This window comes from Salinisphaera sp. RV14, from assembly GCF_052044135.1.
In the GTDB taxonomy this organism is placed as follows: domain Bacteria; phylum Pseudomonadota; class Gammaproteobacteria; order Nevskiales; family Salinisphaeraceae; genus Salinisphaera.
The window spans coordinates 120,468-140,555 of record NZ_JBQDYF010000002.1 but is presented as its reverse complement, the minus strand read 5'-3'; the positions used below and the strand labels follow the sequence as shown (position 1 = coordinate 140,555).

The window sequence follows — 20,088 nt, the reverse complement described above, 5'->3', positions numbered from 1 at the left end:
ACCGATAGGTGGAAAATTCATCAACGACCGAAGCTTGCAAGGGCTATCGCGCCCGCGACCGATCCGGCGCTCTCACTGATCAACCGCGATCTGCGTGCATCTGCGTCGATCTGCGGACCGTTTCGTGTTCTTGGCGGAACGAAGCCCGGCAAAGTCGTGTAAGTCGGATAATCCGACATGGACGCAAATCCGCGAGTGGGGTGCGGTCGGCCTGTAGATCGTCGTCGAAGAAATCTGGTCCGCGAATGACGCCAATGGCGGTCCGGAATTCTCGAAATGGCTGGTCTGGGGCGCGGTTGGGCCTGGTGATTTTGTTCCTTTAAAAAGACTATCCGCAGATCAACGCAGATGCACGCAGATGCGGTCTTGCTTTCGTGGCGTAGACGACTCGAGGCGCGAACCAAAGAGTTGAGCTGATCTGAACTCATATATTCGAAGATTTCGTCAATGAACGGAGCGCAGGACATACTTGGCGCCCTTGAGCGATCCGGCGCGCCCAACGACCAACCGCCATCTGCGTGCATCTGCGTTGATCTGCGTTGATCTGCGGACAAGTCCCGGAGAACAGAGCTCGAATACCGATGGTGCCCCGATTCAATAGAGTCTCTAAGCCAGTTCGCCGCCATTGGCGTCATTCGCGTTCATTTGCGGACTGACCTTTTCGATAAGCCACCGCGCTGTATCGAACGCACAAAAAAGCCGGCACCGCAGCATGCGATGCCGGCTCGATAGAGGCGGAAGCGCCCGGGCGATCAGCCCAGTACTTCGGCCATCTTGGTGCCGATTTCGGCGGTGGAGCGCACGGTGGCGACACCGGCGGCTTCGAGTGCGGCGAACTTGTCGTCGGCCGTGCCCTTGCCGCCCGAGATGATTGCACCCGCATGGCCCATGCGCTTGCCGGGGGGCGCGGTCACACCCGCGATATAAGCCACAACCGGCTTTTTCATGTGGTGCTTGATGAACTCGGCCGCCTCTTCCTCGGCAGTGCCGCCGATTTCGCCGACCATGACCACGCCTTCAGTCTGCGGGTCGTTCTCGAACATTTCGAGCACGTCGGTGAAGTCGAGGCCGTGGATCGGATCGCCGCCGATGCCGACACAGGTCGACTGGCCGAGCCCGTTGTGGGTGGTCTGGAAGACAGCCTCGTAGGTCAGCGTGCCGGAGCGGGAGACGATGCCGATCTTGCCCTTCTGATGAATATGCGCCGGCATGATGCCGATCTTGCACTCGCCCGGGGTGATCACGCCGGGACAGTTGGGGCCGATCAGCACGGATTCGGAATCATCCAGCACGGCGCGGGCACGCAGCATGTCCAGCACCGGGATATGCTCGGTGATGCAGATAATGGTCTTGATGCCGGCGGCCTCGGCCTCGAGGATGGCATCGGCGGCAAACGGCGCCGGCACGTAGATCATCGTGGCGTTGGCGCCGGTTTCGCGAACCGCCTCGGCGCAGGTGTCGAACACCGGCAGATCGAGATGGGTCTCGCCGCCGCGGCCGGGCGTGACGCCGCCCACGATGTTCGTGCCGTACTCGATGCACTGTTTGGAGTGGAAGGTGCCCTGGCTGCCGGTGAAGCCCTGGACGATCAGCTTGGTGTCGGAATTGACGAGAATGCTCATGTCTTAAAATCCTGCTCGGTAAATCCTGGGACGATCGATGACGGGCCGGGGCCTAGCCGCGGGCCTCGGCGACCACCTTCTTGGCCGCGTCGGTCAGGTCCTGCGCGGCGATGAGGTCGTAGTCGGATTCGTCCAGCAGCTTGCGGCCTTCCTCGGCGTTGGTGCCTTCCAGGCGCACGACCACCGGTACGTTGATGCCGACGTCCTTGGCCGCGGTAATGATGCCTTCGGCGATCAGGTCGCAACGCACGATGCCGCCGAAGATATTGACCAGAATGGCCTTGACGCCTTCACCGGCGGTGATCAGCTTGAACGCCTCGGTGACGCGCTCAGTGGTGGCGCCGCCGCCGACGTCCAGGAAGTTGGCCGGCTCGCCGCCGTGCAGCTTGACCAGGTCCATGGTGCCCATGGCCAGGCCGGCGCCGTTGACCATGCAGCCGATGTTGCCGTCGAGCTGGATGTAGTTGAGATCGTGCTCGGCGGCCTGGGCCTCGCGCTCGTTTTCCTGGGTGATGTCGCGCATGTCGGCAAACTCTTTATGCCGAAACAGCGCGTTGTCGTCGAAATTCAGCTTGCCGTCGAGCGCGACCAGGCCGCCATCGCCGGTGGTGACCAGCGGGTTGATCTCGACCAGCGAGGCGTCAGTCTCCATGAACATGTCGTACAGGCCCTTCATGACCTTGACGAACTCGCCGACCTGCTTCTTGTCCAGCCCGAGGAAGAAACCGAGCTGACGTCCCTGGTAGGCCTGGAAGCCGGCCGCCGGGTGGATGGCGATCTGGGTGATCTTCTCCGGCGTGGATTCGGCGACTTCCTCGATGTCCATGCCGCCTTCCGGCGAGGCGATGAAGGTCACGCGGCGCGTCGCGCGATCGACCAACACCGAAAGATACAGTTCGTTCTGGATATCGGCCGGCTTTTCCACGTAGACCGCATTGATCGGCAGTGCCACGCCGCCGGACTGGTGCGTGGTCAGGCTCGAGCCGATCATCTCGGACGCGACCTTCCTGACCTCGTCCACGCTGTCGACCAGCTTCACGCCGCCGGCCTTGCCGCGCCCGCCGGCATGGACCTGGGCCTTCACCACCCAGCGTTCGCCGCCGAGTTCCTTGGCCACCGACACGGCTTCATCGGCCGAGCGGGCGACCTTGCCCTCGCCGGCCGGCACGCCGAAGCGTGCGAAGATTTCCTTGGCCTGATATTCGTGAACGTTCATGGGATCGCCTCGATTGCAAACAAACTGAAAAACGTAAGAAAGCGGCGCGCATTGTCGCGTCTTGCGGCACCGATCACAACTTGGCCCCGACATACGGCGCGGGTTCATCGCCGTTCACCCCGGCCATGAATTGCTCGTGACCGGCGCACGGCTTGGGTATGCTGCACGGGTGGGGACGACAACAACGCCAAGGTCATGGCCCGCCTGATTCTGATTCTATGCGCCATCGGCGCCGTCTGGCTCGTGCTGCGTCGCGCGCTGCCGCGCCGTCCGGTGGATGATAAGGCCGACAAGCGCGCCGCGTTCACGCCGACCGTGCGTTGCCATGTTTGCGGCGCTTACCTCGATCGGCGCCTGGCTCGTCACGATAGCCGGGGCTATTGCTGCCAGAGCCACGACGAAAGCGCATGAATCGGGACGCTCGGCGCGCGCACGTCGTGCATACGGGCACGACCTGGCGGTCCGCGGTCACCTTGTCGTTCTATCGCAGCGCGATCGCCTTCGGGCTGGTCGCCACCCTCAGCGCCGGCAATGGCCACGGCCTGTTCGCGCCCGATTTTCCCAGCCTGTTCCGCGCCGTCTGCCTGACCTATCTGGCACTGGCGGTATGTCTGGCCGGGGCCGCGCTGGTGCACTGGCCCCGGCTGGCGGTGCACCTGTTCGTCCAGATCCTGGTGGATGTGGTGATGATCGTGCTGGCGAGCTTCAGCGGCAACGGCGCCTCGGGCGGGCTGGCGATGCTGCTGCTGGCACCGTTGGCCGCCGCCGGCATTCTGCTGCCGTCGCGCCTGTCCGGACTGCTGGCCGCGCTCGCGGCGCTGGGCTTGATCGGCCAGGAGATTCTGCGGCACTGGCAGCTCGCCGACGCCCCTACCGATTTCGTTCAAGCCGGCATTCTCGGGGCGTTGTACTTCGCCACCGCCTTCATGGCCTACGGCCTGGCCCGCCGCATCCGGGTCAGCGATGCATCGGCGGCCAGCCATGCCAGCCAGGCGCGCGACATGGCCGAATTGAACCGGCGCATCATCGATCGCATGCAGACCGGCGCCATCGTCGTCGACGCCGACGACCGGATTCAGATTCTCAACCACGCCGCGTTGGAACTGCTCGACTACTCCGACGCCGAATCGCCCCCGGCAACGCTTACCGACCTGCCGCCGACCTTGACCCAAACACTCGCCACCTGGCGCAGTCGGCATGCCGTCCCGCCGCTGATCGAGGTGGCCGGGCGTCCGTTGCAGCCGCAGTTCTCGGCGCTGGGGGGCGACGAGACGCCGACCCTGATCTTTCTCGACGATGCGCGGCGCGCCAGCGAGCAGGCACAGCAGATGAAGCTGATGTCGCTCGGACGGCTGACCGCGAGCATCGCCCACGAGATCCGCAATCCCCTCGGCGCAATCAGTCACGCCGAGCAGCTGCTGGCCGAATCACCGAGACTGGGCGCGGACGACCGCCGGCTGCTGGCCATGATCCATCGCCATTGTCAGCGCATCGACCGCATCATCTCGGACGTGCTGGGTCTGGCCCGGCGCTCCGCGCAACAGCCGCGCATCCTGGAACTGGCCGCCTGGGTGCCCGAGATGGTCGCCGATTATCGCGAGACCCGCGACGACCCGCCGCAGTTTTCGCAACTGGGCGACTGGCCATTCCACCGCATACGTTTCGATCCGAGTCAGTTGCGCCAGGTCCTGTTCAGTCTGTGGGACAACAGCAACCGGCATGCGCGGCGTGATCGCGCGCCCCGGATCGAGCTTCACGCGCATATCGATGCCAACCGCAACCTGGTGCTGGATATCGTCGATGACGGGCCCGGTATCGCCCCCGATCTGCTGGATCGCATCCTCGAACCGTTCTTCACCACCGCGGCCGACGGCACCGGCCTCGGGTTGCACATCGCGCGTGAACTCTGCGAGGCCAACGGCGCCCGTCTCATCCCAATGAACCACGCGCGCGGGGCCTGCTTTCGTATATTGTTGCCGCGCACGATTGACGAGGACCCGAATTCATGAACGCCGCAGTCCAGAGCGCCGCACGCGCCCTGATCGTCGACGACGAGGCCGACATCCGCGAGCTTCTGGAAATCACGCTCGGCCGGATGGGCATCGAGACCGTGGCGGCCGCCGATCTCACCACGGCCCGGCGCCGGTTCGACGACCAACACTTCGATCTGTGTCTGACCGACATGCGCCTGCCGGACGGCGAAGGCATCGACTTGGTCCGACACATCAATGACCGGGCCAAGAGCTGCCCGGTGGCCGTGATCACCGCCTACGGCAGCGCCGAGGCGGCCGTGGCCAGCCTCAAGGCGGGCGCCTTCGATTTCGTCTCCAAGCCGATCGATGTCGCCGGGCTGCGGGCCCTGGTTGCCCAGGCGCTCAAGCTGGCCGGGCTCGAGCACGACGCCCCGCCCCACCCCTCGCTGGATGTGTCGCCCCGGCTGGTGGGTCAGACCGAGGCGATGGCGCGCCTGCGCGAGACCATCGCCAAGCTGGCACGCAGCCAGGCGCCGGTCTATATCACCGGCGAATCCGGTACCGGCAAGGAACTGGTGGCGCGCATGATCCATGCCGAGGGCCCGCGCGTGAGCGGCGCGTTCGTGCCGGTGAACTGCGGCGCGATCCCGGCGGCGTTGATGGAATCGGAATTCTTCGGCTACCTGCGCGGCGCGTTCACGGGCGCGACACGCGACACGCCGGGGCTGTTCGCGCGGGCGGACGGCGGCACGCTGTTTCTCGACGAGATCGCCGATCTGCCGCTGGCGATGCAGGTCAAGCTGCTGCGCGCGATCCAGGAGCGCTCGATCCGGCCGGTGGGCGCGACCATGGAAACAGCGGTCGACGTTCGTGTCGTGAGTGCCAGCCATCGCGATCTGTCGATCGAGGTGGCGCGCGGTCGTTTTCGCGAGGATCTGTACTACCGGCTGAATGTCATCGAGGTGAAGGTGCCGCCGCTGCGCGAGCGTACGGAGGACATTCCGGCACTTTCCGACCGCATCCTCGCCGGCCTGGCACGCAAGATGCGGCTCGACCGCACGCCCCGGCTGACCGACGAGGCGCTCGCTGCGCTGATGCGCTACAACTTTCCCGGCAATATCCGGGAGCTGGAAAACATTCTGGAACGCGCCGTGACCCTGGCCGAATCGCCACTGATCGAGCGCGAGTACCTGCGGCTGCACTCACCGCTGGCCGATGCCGTGGCCTCGAATCCGGCCGACATGGCGCCCGACGAATCCGTCGACCTGGAAAGCCAGCTCGAGGCCCTGGAGCGCGAGCGCATTCAAAGCGCGCTGGAGGCCTGCCGTTACAACAAGACCAAGGCCGCGCAGCGGCTGGGTATCACGTTCCGGGCACTGCGCTATCGCCTGGCCAAACTGGGCATGGAATAGCCGGGCCATACCCGGCGGCGAAGAGGCCTCATGGCAGAAACACGCACCGAAAACCATACGTTCTTCTGGATCGGCACCGACCGCAACGGCACCCGGGTCAAGGGCCAGACCGAGGGCCCGAACGAGGCCATGGTGCGCGCCACCCTGCGCCGCCAGAACATCAACCCGCTGCGCGTACGCAAGCAGACGAAACTGTTCGGCATCGGCGGCAAGCGCAAGAAGAAGATCAAGGCCGGCGATATCGCGATTCTCTCGCGCCAGCTCGCCACCATGCTGGGCGCCGGGGTGCCGTTGGTGCAGTCGCTGGACATCGTGGCCAAGGGCGCCTCGAATCCGAGCCTGGCCGAGCTCGTCAACGCCATCGGCGAGGACATCGAATCGGGGCTGCCGCTGGCCGAGGCGCTATCCCGTCATCCGCGTTACTTCGACGAGCTGTTCGTGAACCTGGTCGCGGCCGGCGAGCGCTCCGGCACGCTCGAGGATCTGCTCGACAAGATCGCCACCTACAAGGAAAAGACCGAGGCGATCAAGACCAAGGTACGCAAGGCCCTGTTCTATCCGACGGCGGTGATCATCGTAGCCATTATCGTCATGGGCATTCTGCTGTATTTCGTGGTACCGCAGTTCCAGTCGCTGTTTCGCGGCTTCGGCGCGGACCTGCCGGCGTTTACGCTGATGGTGATCGGGTTGTCGGAAACCGTGCAGCATTGGTGGTGGCTGATTCTCGCCGTCGTGTTCGGCGCCGGCTACGGTTTCGTGACCGCGCGCCGGCGATCGCGACGATTCCGGCGCGCACTCGATCGCGTGCTGCTGCGTGCGCCCGTGGTCGGTCCGATCGTCGACAACGCCGCCGTCGCCCGCTTTTCGCGCACACTGGCCACGATGTTCGCGGCGGGCGTACCGCTGGTGGAGGCACTGGATTCGGTCGCCCGTGCCGCGGGCAACGTGGCCTTCGAGGAAGCGATCCACCAGATGCGCGGGCAGGTGGAATCCGGCCAGCGCCTGGAGCTCGCCATGGCGAACACTGGCCGGTTCCCGAGCATGGCGCATCAGATGATCAAGATCGGCGAAGAGGCCGGCGCCCTGGATGCCATGTGCGGCCGCGTCGCCGATTTCTACGAGTCGGAGGTGGATGCCCAGGTGGACGGTCTGTCGTCCCTGCTCGAGCCGATGATCATGGCGGTCATCGGCGTGCTGGTGGGCGGGCTCGTGATTGCCATGTATCTGCCCATCTTCAAGCTCGGGTCGGTGGTCTGATGGGCCTGGCCGGCTTGCCGCCCGCGTTCGTCTATATCGCGGTCGCCGTTATCGGTCTGGTCGTCGGCAGCTTCCTCAACGTGGTGATTCGGCGCCTGCCGGCCATGATGGAAGCACGCTGGCGCCGCGACGCCGCGGACATCCTCGAACAGCCCGGACCCGAACCGCAGGCGGCGCGCTTCGACCTGGCGGTGCCGCGCTCGCATTGCCCGCGCTGCCAAACGTCGATTCGGGCCGCGCACAACCTGCCTGTCGTCAGCTATCTCATGCTGCGCGGGCGTTGTGCGGCCTGTGGCGCGCGGATTTCGTTGCAGTATCCGGCCATCGAGACGGCCGCGGCGCTGCTGGCCGTGCTCGCGGTCGCGCGCTTCGGCGCGACCGCCTGGGGCGGCTGCATGGTCGCCGTGTCCTGGACACTGCTGACCCTGGCCGCGATCGATTTCCGCACCCAGCTGCTGCCGGATGCGATCACCCTGCCGCTGCTCTGGGCGGGCCTGCTGGTCAGCGTGGTGCAGCTGGCGCCAACCGCACCCGGGCCGACCGATGCCATCGTCGGCGCGGCAGCCGGCTACGGGGTGCTGTGGGCGGTGTTCCAGGGGTTCCGGCTGGCCACGGGCAAGATCGGCATGGGCCACGGCGACTTCAAACTCGCGGCCGCGCTCGGCGCATGGCTGGGCTGGGCGCAACTGCCGCTCGCCCTGCTGGCCGCGTCGCTGGGCGGCGCGCTGGTCGGCGGCGCGCTGATCGCCTCGGGACGGCTGCCGCGGGGCGCCGCCATGCCGTTCGGCCCGTGGCTCGCATTCGGCGGCTGGCTGGCACTGGTCGCAGGCGATACAATCCTGCACGCCTATTTGACGTTTTCGGGATTGCGCTAGTGCCTGTGTTCGACGCTAACGGTCATCGGCGACAGATTGATGACAAAACGGCCGCCGGCCGCAACTTCGTTCGAACCGCTCGTGGAGACCGGGTATGAGTCGTAAACTTCGTGTCGGCCTGACCGGCGGCATTGCCAGCGGCAAATCCGTGGTGGCATCGGCCTTCGAACGCCTCGGCGTGACCATCATCGACGCCGATACCGTCGCCCGCGAAATCGTGGCGCCCGGGCAACCCGCGCTGGCAGAGATTGTGTCGCGATTCGGCGCGGATATCGTGGACGAGGCGGGCCGGCTCAAGCGGCATGCCCTGCGCCGCATCGTGTTCGACGACGACGACGCCCGCAGCGATCTCGAAGCCATCACCCATCCGCGCATTCGCAGCGAACTGACGCGCCAGAGCGATGCCGTGGATTCCGGTTATTGCATCCTCGTGGTGCCCCTGCTGGTCAAATCGCGCATGCTGGACCTGGTCGACCGCGTGCTCGTCATCGATGCCCCGGAGCCGGTGCAACTGGAACGCCTGAAGGGGCGCGACGAAATCGACGACAGCCTGGCGCGCAAGATGATCGCGGCGCAGGAATCGCGTACCGAGCGGCTGGAATACGCCGACGACGTGCTCATCAACACCGGGCCGCGCAAGGACATCGCCGACCTTGCCGCCGCCCTGCATGCCGGCTACCAGCGCCTGGCCCGCGGCGAGATCACCGACCTGCCGCCGCTGCACCTGCCGGGGTAGGCAGGCCTGCTGTCACCGGCGCGGTCCTGGTCGCGGCTTTGCGTGGCGGCCCCGGCGGCATAGACTTGTCGTCGACATTTGGACACGGGAGGCCCGCGTGACCGATGACGGCGTGCTCTGTTACGAACAACCGCTCAATGAACGGATACGCACCTTCCTGCGCATCGAGCACCTGACCGCCCGCCTGCGCCACCATCGCGCCGACGCGAGCGCCTGGGGCCGCCGTGCCACGCTGGATGCACTGCTCGATATCCTGAACGTCATGTCGCGTCACGATATCCGCGGCCAGGTGAGCAAGGAACTCGAACTGCGCCGCACGAACCTGTCCCAGCTGAGCGAGCGAGAGGACATCGACCAGAGCGCGCTCACCGGCATTCTGACGAAATTGGACACGATCGCGCGCGAGATGGCGCAGATTCCGCCGCAGTTCGCCTCCTATCAACTGCGCGACAACGAATTGCTCAACAGCCTCAACAACCGCCATGCCATCCCGGGCGGCACCTGTAGCTTCGATCTACCGGCCTATCATCACTGGCTGGCCCAGGACGACGAGGCCATCGATGACGATATTGCGCGCTGGTCCCAGCGCGTGGAACCGGTCGAGCGTGGCGTGCAATTGCTCTTGCGACTGTTGCGCGACAGCGCCGAGCCGACCGCCGAGGTCGCCGAGGGCGGCGTACTCGTGCACAACACCGCCACCGGCACGCAGATGATCCGCGTATTACTGGACGACCCGGGCGTATTTCCCGAGATCAGCGGCGGACGGCACCGGGCCACCGTGCGTTTCATGCGCTACCAGGACAGCCAGCTGCACTTGCGACAGACCGAGCACAGCGTCGCCTTCCGCATGGCCTGCTGTCGGTTTTAGGGGCTGCATATGCACGCGCCGTGTCGCCCCGCGCCCGTTGCAGCCGCGCCGCGTTGCCAATGGCGCGCTGACGCGGCGCTCGACACGCCTTGCCGGGCGCGCGTGCCTGCCCCGGGCGGTCACGGGCAACGCCGGGTTCCCATGGCCGGGTTTTGTTCGCTACGCTTTCCGTCATGACTACGAAACAACACGTTCCCTGCCCCCAGTGCGGCGAACCGGTCGACATGACGCCGCAGAATACCTACCGGCCGTTCTGTTCGCGTCGCTGCAAGCTCATCGATCTCGGGGACTGGCTCGACGAATCCAACCGGATTCCGGGCCGGGACGGCTCGGCCGATACGACATCGCTGCAACTGGCCGGTTACGGCCAGGACGAGCCCACGCATTGAAGGCATGCGCAAGCGCGGCGGCGGGAGCCTGGCGTAATAAATAGCCGGTCGCGCGGCGCTCAGGCGTCCGCAGCTCCTGGCCACAGCCCGCGGATGGCGGCAATGCCCTGCGCGTTGTGTGCCAGTGCATCGCCCTCATCGGCGATCTCCAGGCCGCCGAGCGCATACACGGGCAAGGCGCGGTCCTCGCGCTGGTTCTCAAACCCGGGCCAGCCCAGCGGCTCGGCCTGGCGATGCGTCGTGGTGACCGCGACCGGTGAGACGGTGGCAAAATCCGCGCCCGCCGCGATCGCGGCGTCGAGTTCCGAGGCATCATGGGCCGAGGCCGCGAACCAGAGCTCGCGTGCCACGGGCCGGCCCCGGGCGGCGGCGATGCGCGCCGCACTCCAGTGCAGACCGTCGGCACCGAGCGCGTTGACCATATCCGCATCGCGATCGAGCAACACCAGCGCGCCGTGGCGATGCGCACGCGCAATCACCGCGGCGGCCAGCCGCGCATAGCGCGTAGCCGACAGATCCGGATCGCGCAGGCGCAACAGCCGCGTTCCCCGCCGCAGCGCTTCGTCGAGCGCGGCGAACCAGGCATCGCGATCGGCGCCGGTCAGACGCGGCGTGATCAGATAATGCCGCGGCAGCGCCAGCGCGGCCAGGATGACATCCGTCGCCGGCAGCAGTTCGATCTCGTCGAGCGCGTCGCGCGCGACCCAGCGCACGCTCTGCCCCTCGCGTCCGCCCGGCTCGCCGGTCCAGGCATGGAGCCGCCACACATGCAGGCGGACCGGGCGTGGGCCGCGATCGTGGGCAAAACGAATCAGCGGCTCACCACGCAGATCGGTCACCCCGATCTCTTCGGCCAGCTCGCGGGCCAGGCAATCGAGTAGCGTCTCCCCGGCTTCGCGCTTACCGCCGGGGAACTCCCAGTAGCCGGCACCGGGGGTATCGGGCCGGCGTTGTGCGATCAGGACCCGGCCCTGCGCATCGACCAGCACACCGACCGCGATATCCAGTACATCGCGCGCTTGGGATGTCATCTCAGCTTCGATACTCGGCGTTGATGCGAACGTAGTCGTACGACAGATCCGACGTCCACACCGTGGCCGCAGCATCGCCCCGCCCGAGCCCGATGTGTACCGTGAACTCGGCCCGGCTCATCACCTCGGCGGCATCGGCTTCGCGATAGTCGGGCAGCGGCTGGCCGCCGGCCACGATGGCCACGTCGTCCAGCGCGATCGCCACACCGTCGATGGCCAGATCCGCGACCGGCGCCCGCCCCACGGCCGCCAGAATACGGCCCCAATTGGGATCGCCGGCGAATGCGGCCGTCTTGAACAACGGCGAATGCGCGACCGTGAACGCCACGGCGCGCGCTTCGTCCACGCTGTTCGCGCCATCGACTGCGAGCGTGATGAAGCGCGTGGCGCCCTCGGCATCGCGCACGATGGCACAGGCCAGTTCGGTCATGAGGTCGCGCAGCGCCTCGACGAAGGCAGCCCAGCCCGGCCGGCGACGATCGATCGCGACCCCGGCGCCCGTCGCGCACAGCATGGCCGCGTCATTGGTCGAGGTATCGCCGTCGACCGTGATGCTGTTGAACGATACCCCCACGGCTTCGCGCAGGGCGGCGTCAAGATCGGCCGCGGGCACCGCCGCATCGGTGGCGACAAACGCCAGCATGGTGGCCATGTCCGGCCGGATCATGCCGGAGCCCTTGGCGATACCGGTCAGGGTCACGGTGCCACCGTCGAGCACCCGCTGCCGGCTCGCCCCCTTGGGCACGGTGTCCGTGGTCATGATCGCGCGCGCGGCTGAGCGCCAGCCATCTTCGGTGGACGCCTCGGCGAGGCCGGTAATCAGCGGCTCGATGCGCGACATCGGCAGTCTCTGCCCGATCACGCCGGTCGAGAACGGCAATACCTGCTCGGCCGCCACGCCCAGCGAATCCGCCACGCGCTGGCAGCAGGCCAGCGCGTCGGCCTCGCCGGGACGCCCGGTGCCGGCATTGGCGTTACCGCTGTTGATCAGCAGCGCGCGCGGCGCCGTGGTGGCCATGTGCCGACGGGCCAGCACCACGGGAGCGGCCGCGAACACATTCCGCGTGAACACGCCGGCCACGGTCGCGCCCTCGTCGAGCACGAGCAGCGCCAGGTCGTCCCCGCCCGGCTTTTTGATGGCAGCGTCCGCGGTCGCCCAGCGCACGCCGGTAATCGGGGCCAGCGCCCCGGGCTCGGAGAGATTCACAGCCATGGTCAGCGCTCGCGGGTCAACAGTGGCGCGAAAAAACAGGGCGTGGCGTCATACATCGCGGCCATGACAGTGCTTGTATTTCTTGCCGGAGCCACACGGGCAGGCTTCGTTACGGCCGATCTTGCGACCGTCGCGAACGAAGGTATCCGGCCGCAATGGCTCGTCCTCGCCCGCCGCCGGGCCGGCGCCAGCCGGTTGGCCGGAACCCGGCAGGTTGGCCCGGGCTGCGGGCTCGCGCTCGATGTCTGGCGGCGCCGCGCTGCCCGCGGCCTGCGCCTGGGCGACGGCCTGCTCGGCGGCCGACGCGGCCTCTTCGTGCTGGAACTGCAGGTCCGCCATCTGACGCCGCCGGTCCTCGCGCGCTTCCTCGGTAATCTGGCTGTCGACGCGGCCGCGCGCAAGCACCGTCACGACCTCGTGCTTCAAGCGCGTGAGCATGTTGTTGAACATCTCGAACGCTTCGCGCTTGTACTCGTTCTTCGGGTCCTTCTGGGCATAACCGCGCAGATGGATGCCCTTGCGCAGGTAGTCCATCGCGGCCAGATGTTCGCGCCAGAGCGAATCGAGCACCTGGAGCACCACAGCCTTTTCGATCTGGGCCATGTTCTCCGCGCCCGCGGCCTCGCGCTTTTCTTCGTAGGCCACCTTGAGGCGCTCGCTGACGCGCTCACGCAGGCCTTCCTCGTCGAGATGATCGTCCTCGTCGAGCCATTTCTGGATCGGCAGTTCCGCGCCGAAATCACGCGTCACGGCGTGTTCGAGACCCTCGATGTCCCATTGCTCCTCGAGGCTGGCCGGTGGAATGTATTCCGAGATCGCCTCGTCGACCACATCCGCCCAGATATTCTCGACCAGGTCCGAGATGTCCTCGGCGTCCATGATCTCGTTGCGCTGCTCGTAGACGACCTGGCGCTGGTCGTTGGCCACGTTGTCGTATTCCAGCAGCTGCTTGCGGATATCGAAGTGATGACGCTCGACTTTCTGCTGTGCGTTCTCGATCGCCCGCGTCACCCACTTGTGCTCGATCGCCTCGCCCTCTTCGAGCCCGAGGTTCTGCAGCATGGAGCGCAGCCGCGGCGGCGTGAAGATGCGCATCAGGCTGTCTTCCAGCGACAGATAGAAGCGCGACGCACCCGGATCGCCCTGACGGCCGGAGCGGCCGCGCAGCTGGTTGTCGACGCGCCGCGATTCGTGCCGCTCGGAGCCGATGACGTACAGGCCGCCCGCCTCGATCACCGCGTCGTGCGTTTTCTGCCATTCGTCGCGCAGACGCTGGCGGCCGGCCTCGTCGTCTTCATCGAGGGCTTCGATGGCTTCCTCGATATTGCCGCCGAGCACGATATCGGTACCCCGGCCGGCCATGTTGGTGGCGATGGTCACCGCGCCCGGGCGCCCGGCCTGGGCGATGATCTCGGCCTCGCGCTCGTGCTGTTTGGCGTTCAATACCTCGTGCCGAATGCCGCGCTGCCTGAGCAATTGCGAGAGCACTTCCGAGGCATCGATCGAGGCCGTGCCCATCAATACCGGCTGGCCGCCCTGGCTGGCACGCTGGGCCTCGTCGGCGATCGCTTCGAACTTCTCGCGCCCGGTCATGTAGATCTGGTCCGGGCGATCCTTGCGCTGCAGCGGGCGGTTGGTCGGAATGACCACCACTTCCAGATCGTAGATCGACTGGAATTCGAACGCCTCGGTGTCGGCCGTGCCGGTCATGCCGGCGAGCTTGTCGTACAACCGGAAGAAATTCTGGAAGGTGATCGAGGCGAGGGTCTGGTTCTCCTTCTGGATCGGCACACCTTCCTTGGCCTCGATCGCCTGGTGCAGGCCGTCCGACCAGCGCCGGCCGGGCATGGTCCGCCCGGTAAACTCATCGACGATGACCACTTCATCGTCGGCGACGATGTATTCGATGTTCTTGGTATACAGCGCGTGCGCCCGAAGGGCCGCATTCATGTGATGCATCAGGGCGACGTTGTTGGCGTCGTAGAGCGACTCGTCCTCGGCCAGCAGGCCGGCTTCGCGCATCAGGTTCTCGACCTTCTGGTGGCCCTCCTCGGTGAGATGAACCTGCTTGTTCTTCTCTTCCTTGGCATAGTCGCCGGGGCCATCCTCTTCTTCCTGCTCGGTGAGATGCTTGACCAGTTTGTCGACGCGCTGGGAAGTTTCCGGGTCGTCGTCGGTCGGGCCGGAAATGATCAACGGCGTGCGCGCTTCGTCGATCAGGATCGAGTCGACCTCGTCGATGATGCAGTAATTGAGCTTGCGCTGAACCCGGTCCTCCGGCGTGAAGGCCATGTTGTCGCGCAGGTAATCGAAGCCGAATTCGTTATTCGTGCCGTAGGTGATGTCGCAGGCGTAGGCGTCCCGCTTGGATTCGGTGTCCTGGCCCGAATAGATCACGCCGACGCTCAAGCCGAGGAAGCGATACAGCCGGCCCATCCACTCCGCGTCGCGCGAGGCCAGATAGTCGTTGACCGTGATGATGTGCACGCCCTTGCCCTCGAGCGCGTTCAGGTAAGTGGTCAGCGTGGCGACCAGCGTCTTGCCCTCGCCGGTCTTCATCTCCGCGATCTTGCCCTGGTGCAATACTTGACCGCCGACCAACTGCACGTCGAAATGACGCATGCCAAGCACACGCTTGGCGGCCTCGCGCACCACGGCGAACGCGTCCTCCAGCAGGTCGTCAAGGCTCGCGCCGTCTGCCAGCCGTTGGCGGAACGCCTCGGTCTTGGCCGCCAGCTGCTCGTCCGACACGCCCTCGAAGTCGGCCTCACGGGCATTGATGGCGTCGACGACCTTGCGCATGCGCTTGACGACGCGCTGGTTGCGACTGCCGATCAGTTTGGTCAGAAAATTGCTCATGAACCCTCGTGGTCTGGCCCGGCCGGCGGCCGACGGATTGTCGGCAAAAGACGGATGATAACGCAGCCGGTGCATCGCTTTAAGACACCCGCGGCACTCGCCGCACGGTCGTGCCCCGCGGAACGACGCCACGCCGCCCGCCTCGGCCGATCCGAACTGCTACGATTGGCGCTCAGCGCTCATTACAACATCAGGACATGGGGTCGGCTCCGCAATCAATCCAGTCCCTGCTGCACATCGCCGCCCCGGACGTGGCCGATATTCTCGGGCGGGCACGTTTTCTGGCGCGCATTCGCGCCGCGCTGCTCGAGATCCTGCCCGAAGCGGCCGCGCCGCACATACAAGTAGCGGCCTACGAGAGCCATCACCTGCGGCTACATGTCGCCAGCGCCGCCTGGGCGACGCGTCTTCGCTACATGGAACAACAGCTCGCACGCGCGCTCGCTCAGCGCATGCAACTGCAGGTGAACGGAATCCGCATCAAGGTGCGTCCGGTCAATCTCGGGCCCTTCCGGCCCGTACAGCGCGCGCGTTATCTGTCGACCGAAACGCAGAGACACCTGAAACAGACCGCGGCCTATATCGACGACCACGCGCTGGCCGAGGCCTTGCGGCGACTGGCGGCGGCCGGGCGCAGCGAGCCGCCGGGCTGAAACCGCCCGCGCGCTGTCAGGCGCTGGCGCGAGCCGGCACCGTATCCAGACGCGCCGTCCCCTGATCCAGGCGGTACACCCGGTTCGAACGTTCGGTCAATGCCGTGCGGTGGGACACCGCCAGGACCGTGTAATCCTTGCCCAAATCCGCCAGCGTGGCGCTCACCGCCGCCTCGGTTTCCGGATCGAGCGCGCTGGTTGCCTCGTCGAGTATGAGCAGGCGGGGCTGATGCACCAGCGCACGGGCAATGACCACGCGTTGACGCTGACCGCCCGACAACCGCCCGCCGTGCTCGCCGACATTGGTGTGAATACCGTCGGCCAGAGCGCTGATGAAGCGCCAGGCACCGGCGCGCTTGAGTGCTTCGATGGCGGCCTCCTCGGACAGGCTCTCGTCGCCGACCACCACATTGCTGTAAATCGTATCGTGCAACAGAATCGTGTCCTGCGGCACATACCCGATCATCGAACGCCAGGCCTGGATGTCGATCTCGTCGATCGGCACCCCATCGATCAGAATCCGGCCCTCGCCGGAACGCAACAGCCCGATGATCAAATCGACCAGCGTGGTCTTGCCGGCACCGGAAAATCCGATCAGGGTGGTGAACTCGCCGGCCGGGATCTGCAGATTGATCTCGCTGAGAACCTGCTTGCCCTGGTAGCCGAAACCCACGTCCTCCAGCGTGATGCCCTGCTCCAGGCTCGGCTGACGGCTGCCGAACGGCATCTCCCGGGCCGCCTGGGCATTTTCGATCTGCTCGTACATGGCCCAGTAAAACGCCTCACGCGATGCCATCTTCTGGTATTCCTGCTGCACCTTGCTCAAACGCGTCAGCATGCGCGCGAGCACAATGGTGAGCACCATGATCTCGGACAGCTGCAACTTCCAGATCAGCAGCGAGGCCCCGACGCCGGTGACCAGGACCGCCCCGATCAGCAATTCCTGAAGTGCCTTGAGCGCCTCCTGGGCCATGACCCGTGTCCGCAGGGCGCTGTTCAGATCACGCGTCTGGCGCTCCAGCATGCGATCGATCTGGCCTTCTCTCGCCATCGACTTCAACGGCTTGAGCGAGGCCAGAGAATCGGTCAACAATGCCATCAGTTGCTGGAACGAATTCGTCTGGCGCGCGCCGGCATCGCGCGATATGGAAACCATGATCTTGAGCAGACCGAAGATAGCCGCGCCAATGAGCATGGCCAGCACAGCAACCTTCCAGTTGATCAGCAGCGCAACCAACAGGAACACGGCCGATTGCGAGGCGAGTGAGACCAGATTGGCCATGCTCTGAAAGGCGTCGGCACTGTTCGAGGCCTCGGTCGAAATCGTGTTCGACAGTCGACCGGTACGCTGGCTGAGAAAGTATTCCCAGCGCGAGGACGATAGCGCGCGCAGAAACTTCAACCGCCCCTCGGTAGCGATCGCAGCCACGGTATAGCCGACCTGCCGATAGGCCAGGAGGGTGAGGGCGGCCTTGAACAACAGACCCACCAGCACGATGGCGATCATGGCCGCAACGGTAGGGTTGATGGACAGCCAGTGGAGTCCCTGGCTGAGAAAATCCTGAGTCTTGCCGTTCACCATGTGCGACGAGTTGCCGGTGGCAATCGTCAGCACCGGCAGCAGGGTCGACAGGCTCAGACCTTCAGCAATGCTCGACACCACCAGACAGACCCAAACGATCAGGCACTGTCCCGGGTAGCGTTTGAAAAGGTCTTTGATTATTCGCACAAGGTTAAGCCTACCAACATAATATCTGTATTATACATACAAATTGCTCTATCACAGTATCCGTCACTTGTTCCTTGCAATTACCGCATAGTTTAACCCGGAAGACATGGCCTGCATTGAACCGCCGCGGCAATGCCGAAAACGCCAGCGCCTCGGAGCGCCGGCATATCGACTACAGGAGACTTCGTTCGCCGGAAACCCAGCAATGGCAATACGCATGGCGTCTGGGGCCAAAAAGTAAGCCAGCTGCCGTCCATGTTGAACGCGCCCGGAGCTGATCAACGAAAAATCCGGCGGCAAGCGAAACACGGGGCGCCAGCGGGGCACGGCCGACCGCGGACGGTCTCGCCCGCCGTCGTCGCGCCCGACTGCTTACGGTTCCAGGCAAAACGCGAGGCGTTGAATGGACGAAATCCGTTCGCTTTTCACGCGCGAGCGGCATGGTAATCCGGCGCCACTCCTTTTCCGCCCAACGACTTGCTGGCGGAACCGGGCACCTAACGACTCCGCAGATCCCGCCAGACCTGTCGTGCCTGCTGAACCGGGCTCGCCGGATTCCAACCCGCGCGCACGAGTTGGCCACGCAGGTAATCGAATTCGGACAACAGCGGGCCCAGGTCGGCCACCGCGGCACGCACCTGCGACCATCGATCGACGAACTCGGCATCGTCGAGGCGCAGTTCGTCGTTCGCCACCTTGTTCAGCAAGGTGTAGCCCTCGGCGGTCCAGCGGTTGACTTGCGGGTCGGCCCACAGGTCGTCGCGCGTGAAACGCGTGCTGGGCTTGTCCTGCTGCAGAAACCGGGTGGCGTACTCTTCCACGCCGGCACGCTCGGCCGCGCCCGTCGGCAATCCCAGATCGCGGGCAACCCGGGCGAGCTGGGCCTGCGGCGCGGCCATCATCCGGTCGAAGTCAACCACCGCGCACGGCCGCTCCATGACGGTCGCGAAATACGGAACGACGTTGACCAGCCACTCCAGGTCGGACCAGACCTGGCGACCGCGCTGCGGGTTGATCCGGGCGCGCGACCGCGCCACCGACAGCGGGTTGCGCAGCGCGACGAGATAGCGCACGTCCAGATCGAGTGCGTCGTGCACCTGCGCCCAGAAGGGCAGCGTGCGCAGGGTTCGCGCGTATTTATAGCCCCAGAGCGGCGTGGCGCCGAAGCGCGGCCGCCACAGTCCGGCCGCCTCGGCGACGAGCGATTGCAGCCCGGGCTCGTGCCATTCGGCCTCATCGATGAGGCGCAGGCTGTGGCCGCGAATACCGAGCCGCTGCTTGAGCTTCTTGGCAATCGCCAGACAGTCCAGGTCTTCGAAAAAACCAGTCGGATTCTTGCCGCTGCCCGCGCGCAGCTTATCGCCGAGATCGACGCCGAGCGCGGCCAGGCCGCGCGTGATCGCGCTGGTCCCGCTCCGACCGGCGCCCAGTACCACGACGACGGTGGAGCGCTGCGGATCGGGCGGCGGCGCTGCCGCGCCGGTGCCGTCACCGCGTTGTACCGGCTCAGACATCCCGACGCGCTTCCCCGGCCAGGCGCCCCTTCAGCCGCCGGATGCCGGCGCGCAGACGATCATTGATCACCACGATGAATACCTTGCGATACATGCCCTCGGGGCAAGTGATCTCGCGCACCCCGTGCCAGGAGCGTTCCTGGCGCTGGAACAGCAGGCTGTAGTTGCCGATGCTCTCGCCGGCGAACGCCTGGTCGAAATCCGAAAAATCCGGCGCCGACTTGCGGCTGAAGCGCCCGTGGTCATCGAGAATGACGGTATCGCCGCCCCATTCCGGTTTCCAGACACTCGGCGGGCTGAAATAGAAAATATGCGAGCCCAGCTTGCGCGTGGCATCGCAATGCGGCGACACGGAACTGCCCGTCGGGGCATAGTGCCAGTGGAAATTGAGCTTAAAACGGCCGCGACCGAACATGCGCTTGATAAACGCATGATATGCCTCGCTCTTCAGTTCCGCGACGAACTGATGCCAGGCCGGGTCGATATTCAGGCTTTCGTCGTATTCCAGCGCGTAGCGATCATGGGGCTTCTGCCCGTGCGAGCGTTTCACGCCGAAGCTGGGAACCATCTGGTCGACCGTCGGCAGGGTCTCGTACAGCTTGTCGTAGGCCGCGTCGGTCAACAGTGCCGCCGGATTGAGCCAGGGATAGGGATACGCGTTCCGGAACTCGCTGGTTTCGATCCGGGACAGTCGTTCGAAGTCGAGATATTGCATCACTTACACGCCAATTCGCGTCAGGG

General features: G+C 65.6%; 17 protein-coding genes. 9 read left to right on the top strand and 8 right to left on the bottom strand.

The annotated features are described in order from the left end of the window. Nucleotides 1-752 precede the first annotated feature (752 nt). Together sucD and sucC are read right to left on the bottom strand one after the other, a co-directional pair. Nucleotides 753-1,622, bottom strand: coding sequence for a succinate--CoA ligase subunit alpha (gene sucD / locus ACS8Y6_RS03520; protein ID WP_440849427.1), 870 nt, complete (start codon nucleotides 1,620-1,622; stop codon nucleotides 753-755). A gap of 52 nt (nucleotides 1,623-1,674) precedes the next feature. Beyond that, nucleotides 1,675-2,838, bottom strand: coding sequence for an ADP-forming succinate--CoA ligase subunit beta (gene sucC, locus ACS8Y6_RS03515; protein ID WP_440849428.1), 1,164 nt, complete (start codon nucleotides 2,836-2,838; stop codon nucleotides 1,675-1,677). A 195-nt stretch (nucleotides 2,839-3,033) separates the two neighbouring features. Between sucC and ACS8Y6_RS03510 the strand changes: the two genes are divergently transcribed. From ACS8Y6_RS03510 to ACS8Y6_RS03475, 8 genes are all read left to right on the top strand, one after another. After that, complete coding sequence (locus ACS8Y6_RS03510; protein WP_440854974.1) at nucleotides 3,034-3,249, top strand: hypothetical protein; 216 nt, start codon at nucleotides 3,034-3,036, stop codon at nucleotides 3,247-3,249. Continuing rightward, a complete protein-coding gene (locus ACS8Y6_RS03505) occupies nucleotides 3,246-4,847 on the top strand; it encodes a sensor histidine kinase (RefSeq protein WP_440849429.1) in 1,602 nt (533 codons plus the stop codon). Before ACS8Y6_RS03510 ends, ACS8Y6_RS03505 begins: the two co-directional genes overlap by 4 nt. After that, nucleotides 4,844-6,223, top strand: a complete 1,380-nt coding sequence (locus ACS8Y6_RS03500) for a sigma-54-dependent transcriptional regulator (RefSeq protein ID WP_440849430.1) — start codon at nucleotides 4,844-4,846, stop codon at nucleotides 6,221-6,223. The genes ACS8Y6_RS03505 and ACS8Y6_RS03500 overlap by 4 nt, the downstream gene beginning before the upstream one ends. A 30-nt stretch (nucleotides 6,224-6,253) precedes the next feature. Then, nucleotides 6,254-7,480: a type II secretion system F family protein gene (locus ACS8Y6_RS03495; RefSeq protein ID WP_440849431.1), complete on the top strand. Its 1,227-nt coding sequence runs from the start codon at nucleotides 6,254-6,256 to the stop codon at nucleotides 7,478-7,480. Then, a complete protein-coding gene (locus tag ACS8Y6_RS03490; RefSeq protein WP_440849432.1) occupies nucleotides 7,480-8,355 on the top strand; it encodes a prepilin peptidase in 876 nt (291 codons plus the stop codon). The genes ACS8Y6_RS03495 and ACS8Y6_RS03490 overlap by 1 nt, the downstream gene beginning before the upstream one ends. Before the next feature lie 94 nt (nucleotides 8,356-8,449). After that, nucleotides 8,450-9,091, top strand: coding sequence for a dephospho-CoA kinase (gene coaE, locus ACS8Y6_RS03485; protein WP_440849433.1), 642 nt, complete (start codon nucleotides 8,450-8,452; stop codon nucleotides 9,089-9,091). Between the two features lie 97 nt (nucleotides 9,092-9,188). After that, nucleotides 9,189-9,959, top strand: coding sequence for a cell division protein ZapD (zapD, locus tag ACS8Y6_RS03480; RefSeq protein WP_440854973.1), 771 nt, complete (start codon nucleotides 9,189-9,191; stop codon nucleotides 9,957-9,959). Between the two features lie 173 nt (nucleotides 9,960-10,132). Continuing rightward, a complete protein-coding gene (locus ACS8Y6_RS03475) occupies nucleotides 10,133-10,348 on the top strand; it encodes a DNA gyrase inhibitor YacG (RefSeq protein ID WP_440854972.1) in 216 nt (71 codons plus the stop codon). A 59-nt stretch (nucleotides 10,349-10,407) separates the two neighbouring features. Here the strand turns inward: ACS8Y6_RS03475 and ACS8Y6_RS03470 are convergent, their stop codons facing one another. Genes ACS8Y6_RS03470 through secA form a run of 3 tightly spaced genes read right to left on the bottom strand, consistent with a single transcriptional unit; the run spans nucleotide 10,408 to nucleotide 15,451 of the window. Further along, the gene (locus tag ACS8Y6_RS03470; RefSeq protein ID WP_440854971.1) at nucleotides 10,408-11,379 is read right to left on the bottom strand and encodes a Nudix family hydrolase; all 972 of its coding nucleotides are present in this window, start codon (nucleotides 11,377-11,379) and stop codon (nucleotides 10,408-10,410) included. Between the two features lies 1 nt (nucleotide 11,380). Beyond that, nucleotides 11,381-12,592, bottom strand: coding sequence for a bifunctional glutamate N-acetyltransferase/amino-acid acetyltransferase ArgJ (gene argJ, locus ACS8Y6_RS03465; protein WP_440849437.1), 1,212 nt, complete (start codon nucleotides 12,590-12,592; stop codon nucleotides 11,381-11,383). Between the two features lie 48 nt (nucleotides 12,593-12,640). Further along, entirely contained in the window at nucleotides 12,641-15,451 is a 2,811-nt protein-coding gene (secA, locus tag ACS8Y6_RS03460) for a preprotein translocase subunit SecA (protein ID WP_440854970.1), read from the bottom strand. A gap of 197 nt (nucleotides 15,452-15,648) precedes the next feature. Here secA and ACS8Y6_RS03455 point away from each other — a divergent pair, with 197 nt between their 5' ends. Continuing rightward, complete coding sequence (locus ACS8Y6_RS03455; protein WP_440854969.1) at nucleotides 15,649-16,104, top strand: DUF721 domain-containing protein; 456 nt, start codon at nucleotides 15,649-15,651, stop codon at nucleotides 16,102-16,104. A gap of 16 nt (nucleotides 16,105-16,120) precedes the next feature. On the opposite strand, the gene ACS8Y6_RS03450 is transcribed toward ACS8Y6_RS03455, so the two are convergent. The 3 genes from ACS8Y6_RS03450 to ACS8Y6_RS03440 form a co-directional block, all read right to left on the bottom strand. Beyond that, nucleotides 16,121-17,833, bottom strand: coding sequence for an ABC transporter ATP-binding protein (locus ACS8Y6_RS03450; RefSeq protein ID WP_440851276.1), 1,713 nt, complete (start codon nucleotides 17,831-17,833; stop codon nucleotides 16,121-16,123). Nucleotides 17,834-18,330: 497 nt separating this feature from the next. Next, on the bottom strand, nucleotides 18,331-19,347 hold the full coding sequence (locus ACS8Y6_RS03445) for a sulfotransferase family protein (RefSeq protein ID WP_440851277.1): 1,017 nt from the start codon (nucleotides 19,345-19,347) through the stop codon (nucleotides 18,331-18,333). Next, nucleotides 19,340-20,062 carry a hypothetical protein gene (locus tag ACS8Y6_RS03440; protein ID WP_440851278.1) on the bottom strand — a complete coding sequence of 241 codons (723 nt, stop codon included), beginning with the start codon at nucleotides 20,060-20,062 and terminating at the stop codon, nucleotides 19,340-19,342. The genes ACS8Y6_RS03445 and ACS8Y6_RS03440 overlap by 8 nt, the downstream gene beginning before the upstream one ends. Between the last annotated feature and the right edge of the window lie 26 nt (nucleotides 20,063-20,088).

Coding starts and splice junctions, on each gene's coding strand:
- ACS8Y6_RS03470 (WP_440854971.1), bottom strand. CDS start 11,379: ATGACATCCCAAGCGCGCGATGTACTGGATATCGCGGTCGGTGTGCTG.
- ACS8Y6_RS03500 (WP_440849430.1), top strand. CDS start 4,844: ATGAACGCCGCAGTCCAGAGCGCCGCACGCGCCCTGATCGTCGACGAC.
- coaE (WP_440849433.1), top strand. CDS start 8,450: ATGAGTCGTAAACTTCGTGTCGGCCTGACCGGCGGCATTGCCAGCGGC.
- ACS8Y6_RS03495 (WP_440849431.1), top strand. CDS start 6,254: ATGGCAGAAACACGCACCGAAAACCATACGTTCTTCTGGATCGGCACC.
- ACS8Y6_RS03490 (WP_440849432.1), top strand. CDS start 7,480: ATGGGCCTGGCCGGCTTGCCGCCCGCGTTCGTCTATATCGCGGTCGCC.
- ACS8Y6_RS03455 (WP_440854969.1), top strand. CDS start 15,649: ATGGGGTCGGCTCCGCAATCAATCCAGTCCCTGCTGCACATCGCCGCC.
- ACS8Y6_RS03440 (WP_440851278.1), bottom strand. CDS start 20,062: ATGCAATATCTCGACTTCGAACGACTGTCCCGGATCGAAACCAGCGAG.
- argJ (WP_440849437.1), bottom strand. CDS start 12,592: ATGGCTGTGAATCTCTCCGAGCCCGGGGCGCTGGCCCCGATTACCGGC.
- sucC (WP_440849428.1), bottom strand. CDS start 2,838: ATGAACGTTCACGAATATCAGGCCAAGGAAATCTTCGCACGCTTCGGC.
- ACS8Y6_RS03445 (WP_440851277.1), bottom strand. CDS start 19,347: ATGTCTGAGCCGGTACAACGCGGTGACGGCACCGGCGCGGCAGCGCCG.
- secA (WP_440854970.1), bottom strand. CDS start 15,451: ATGAGCAATTTTCTGACCAAACTGATCGGCAGTCGCAACCAGCGCGTC.
- ACS8Y6_RS03510 (WP_440854974.1), top strand. CDS start 3,034: ATGGCCCGCCTGATTCTGATTCTATGCGCCATCGGCGCCGTCTGGCTC.
- ACS8Y6_RS03475 (WP_440854972.1), top strand. CDS start 10,133: ATGACTACGAAACAACACGTTCCCTGCCCCCAGTGCGGCGAACCGGTC.
- ACS8Y6_RS03505 (WP_440849429.1), top strand. CDS start 3,246: ATGAATCGGGACGCTCGGCGCGCGCACGTCGTGCATACGGGCACGACC.
- sucD (WP_440849427.1), bottom strand. CDS start 1,622: ATGAGCATTCTCGTCAATTCCGACACCAAGCTGATCGTCCAGGGCTTC.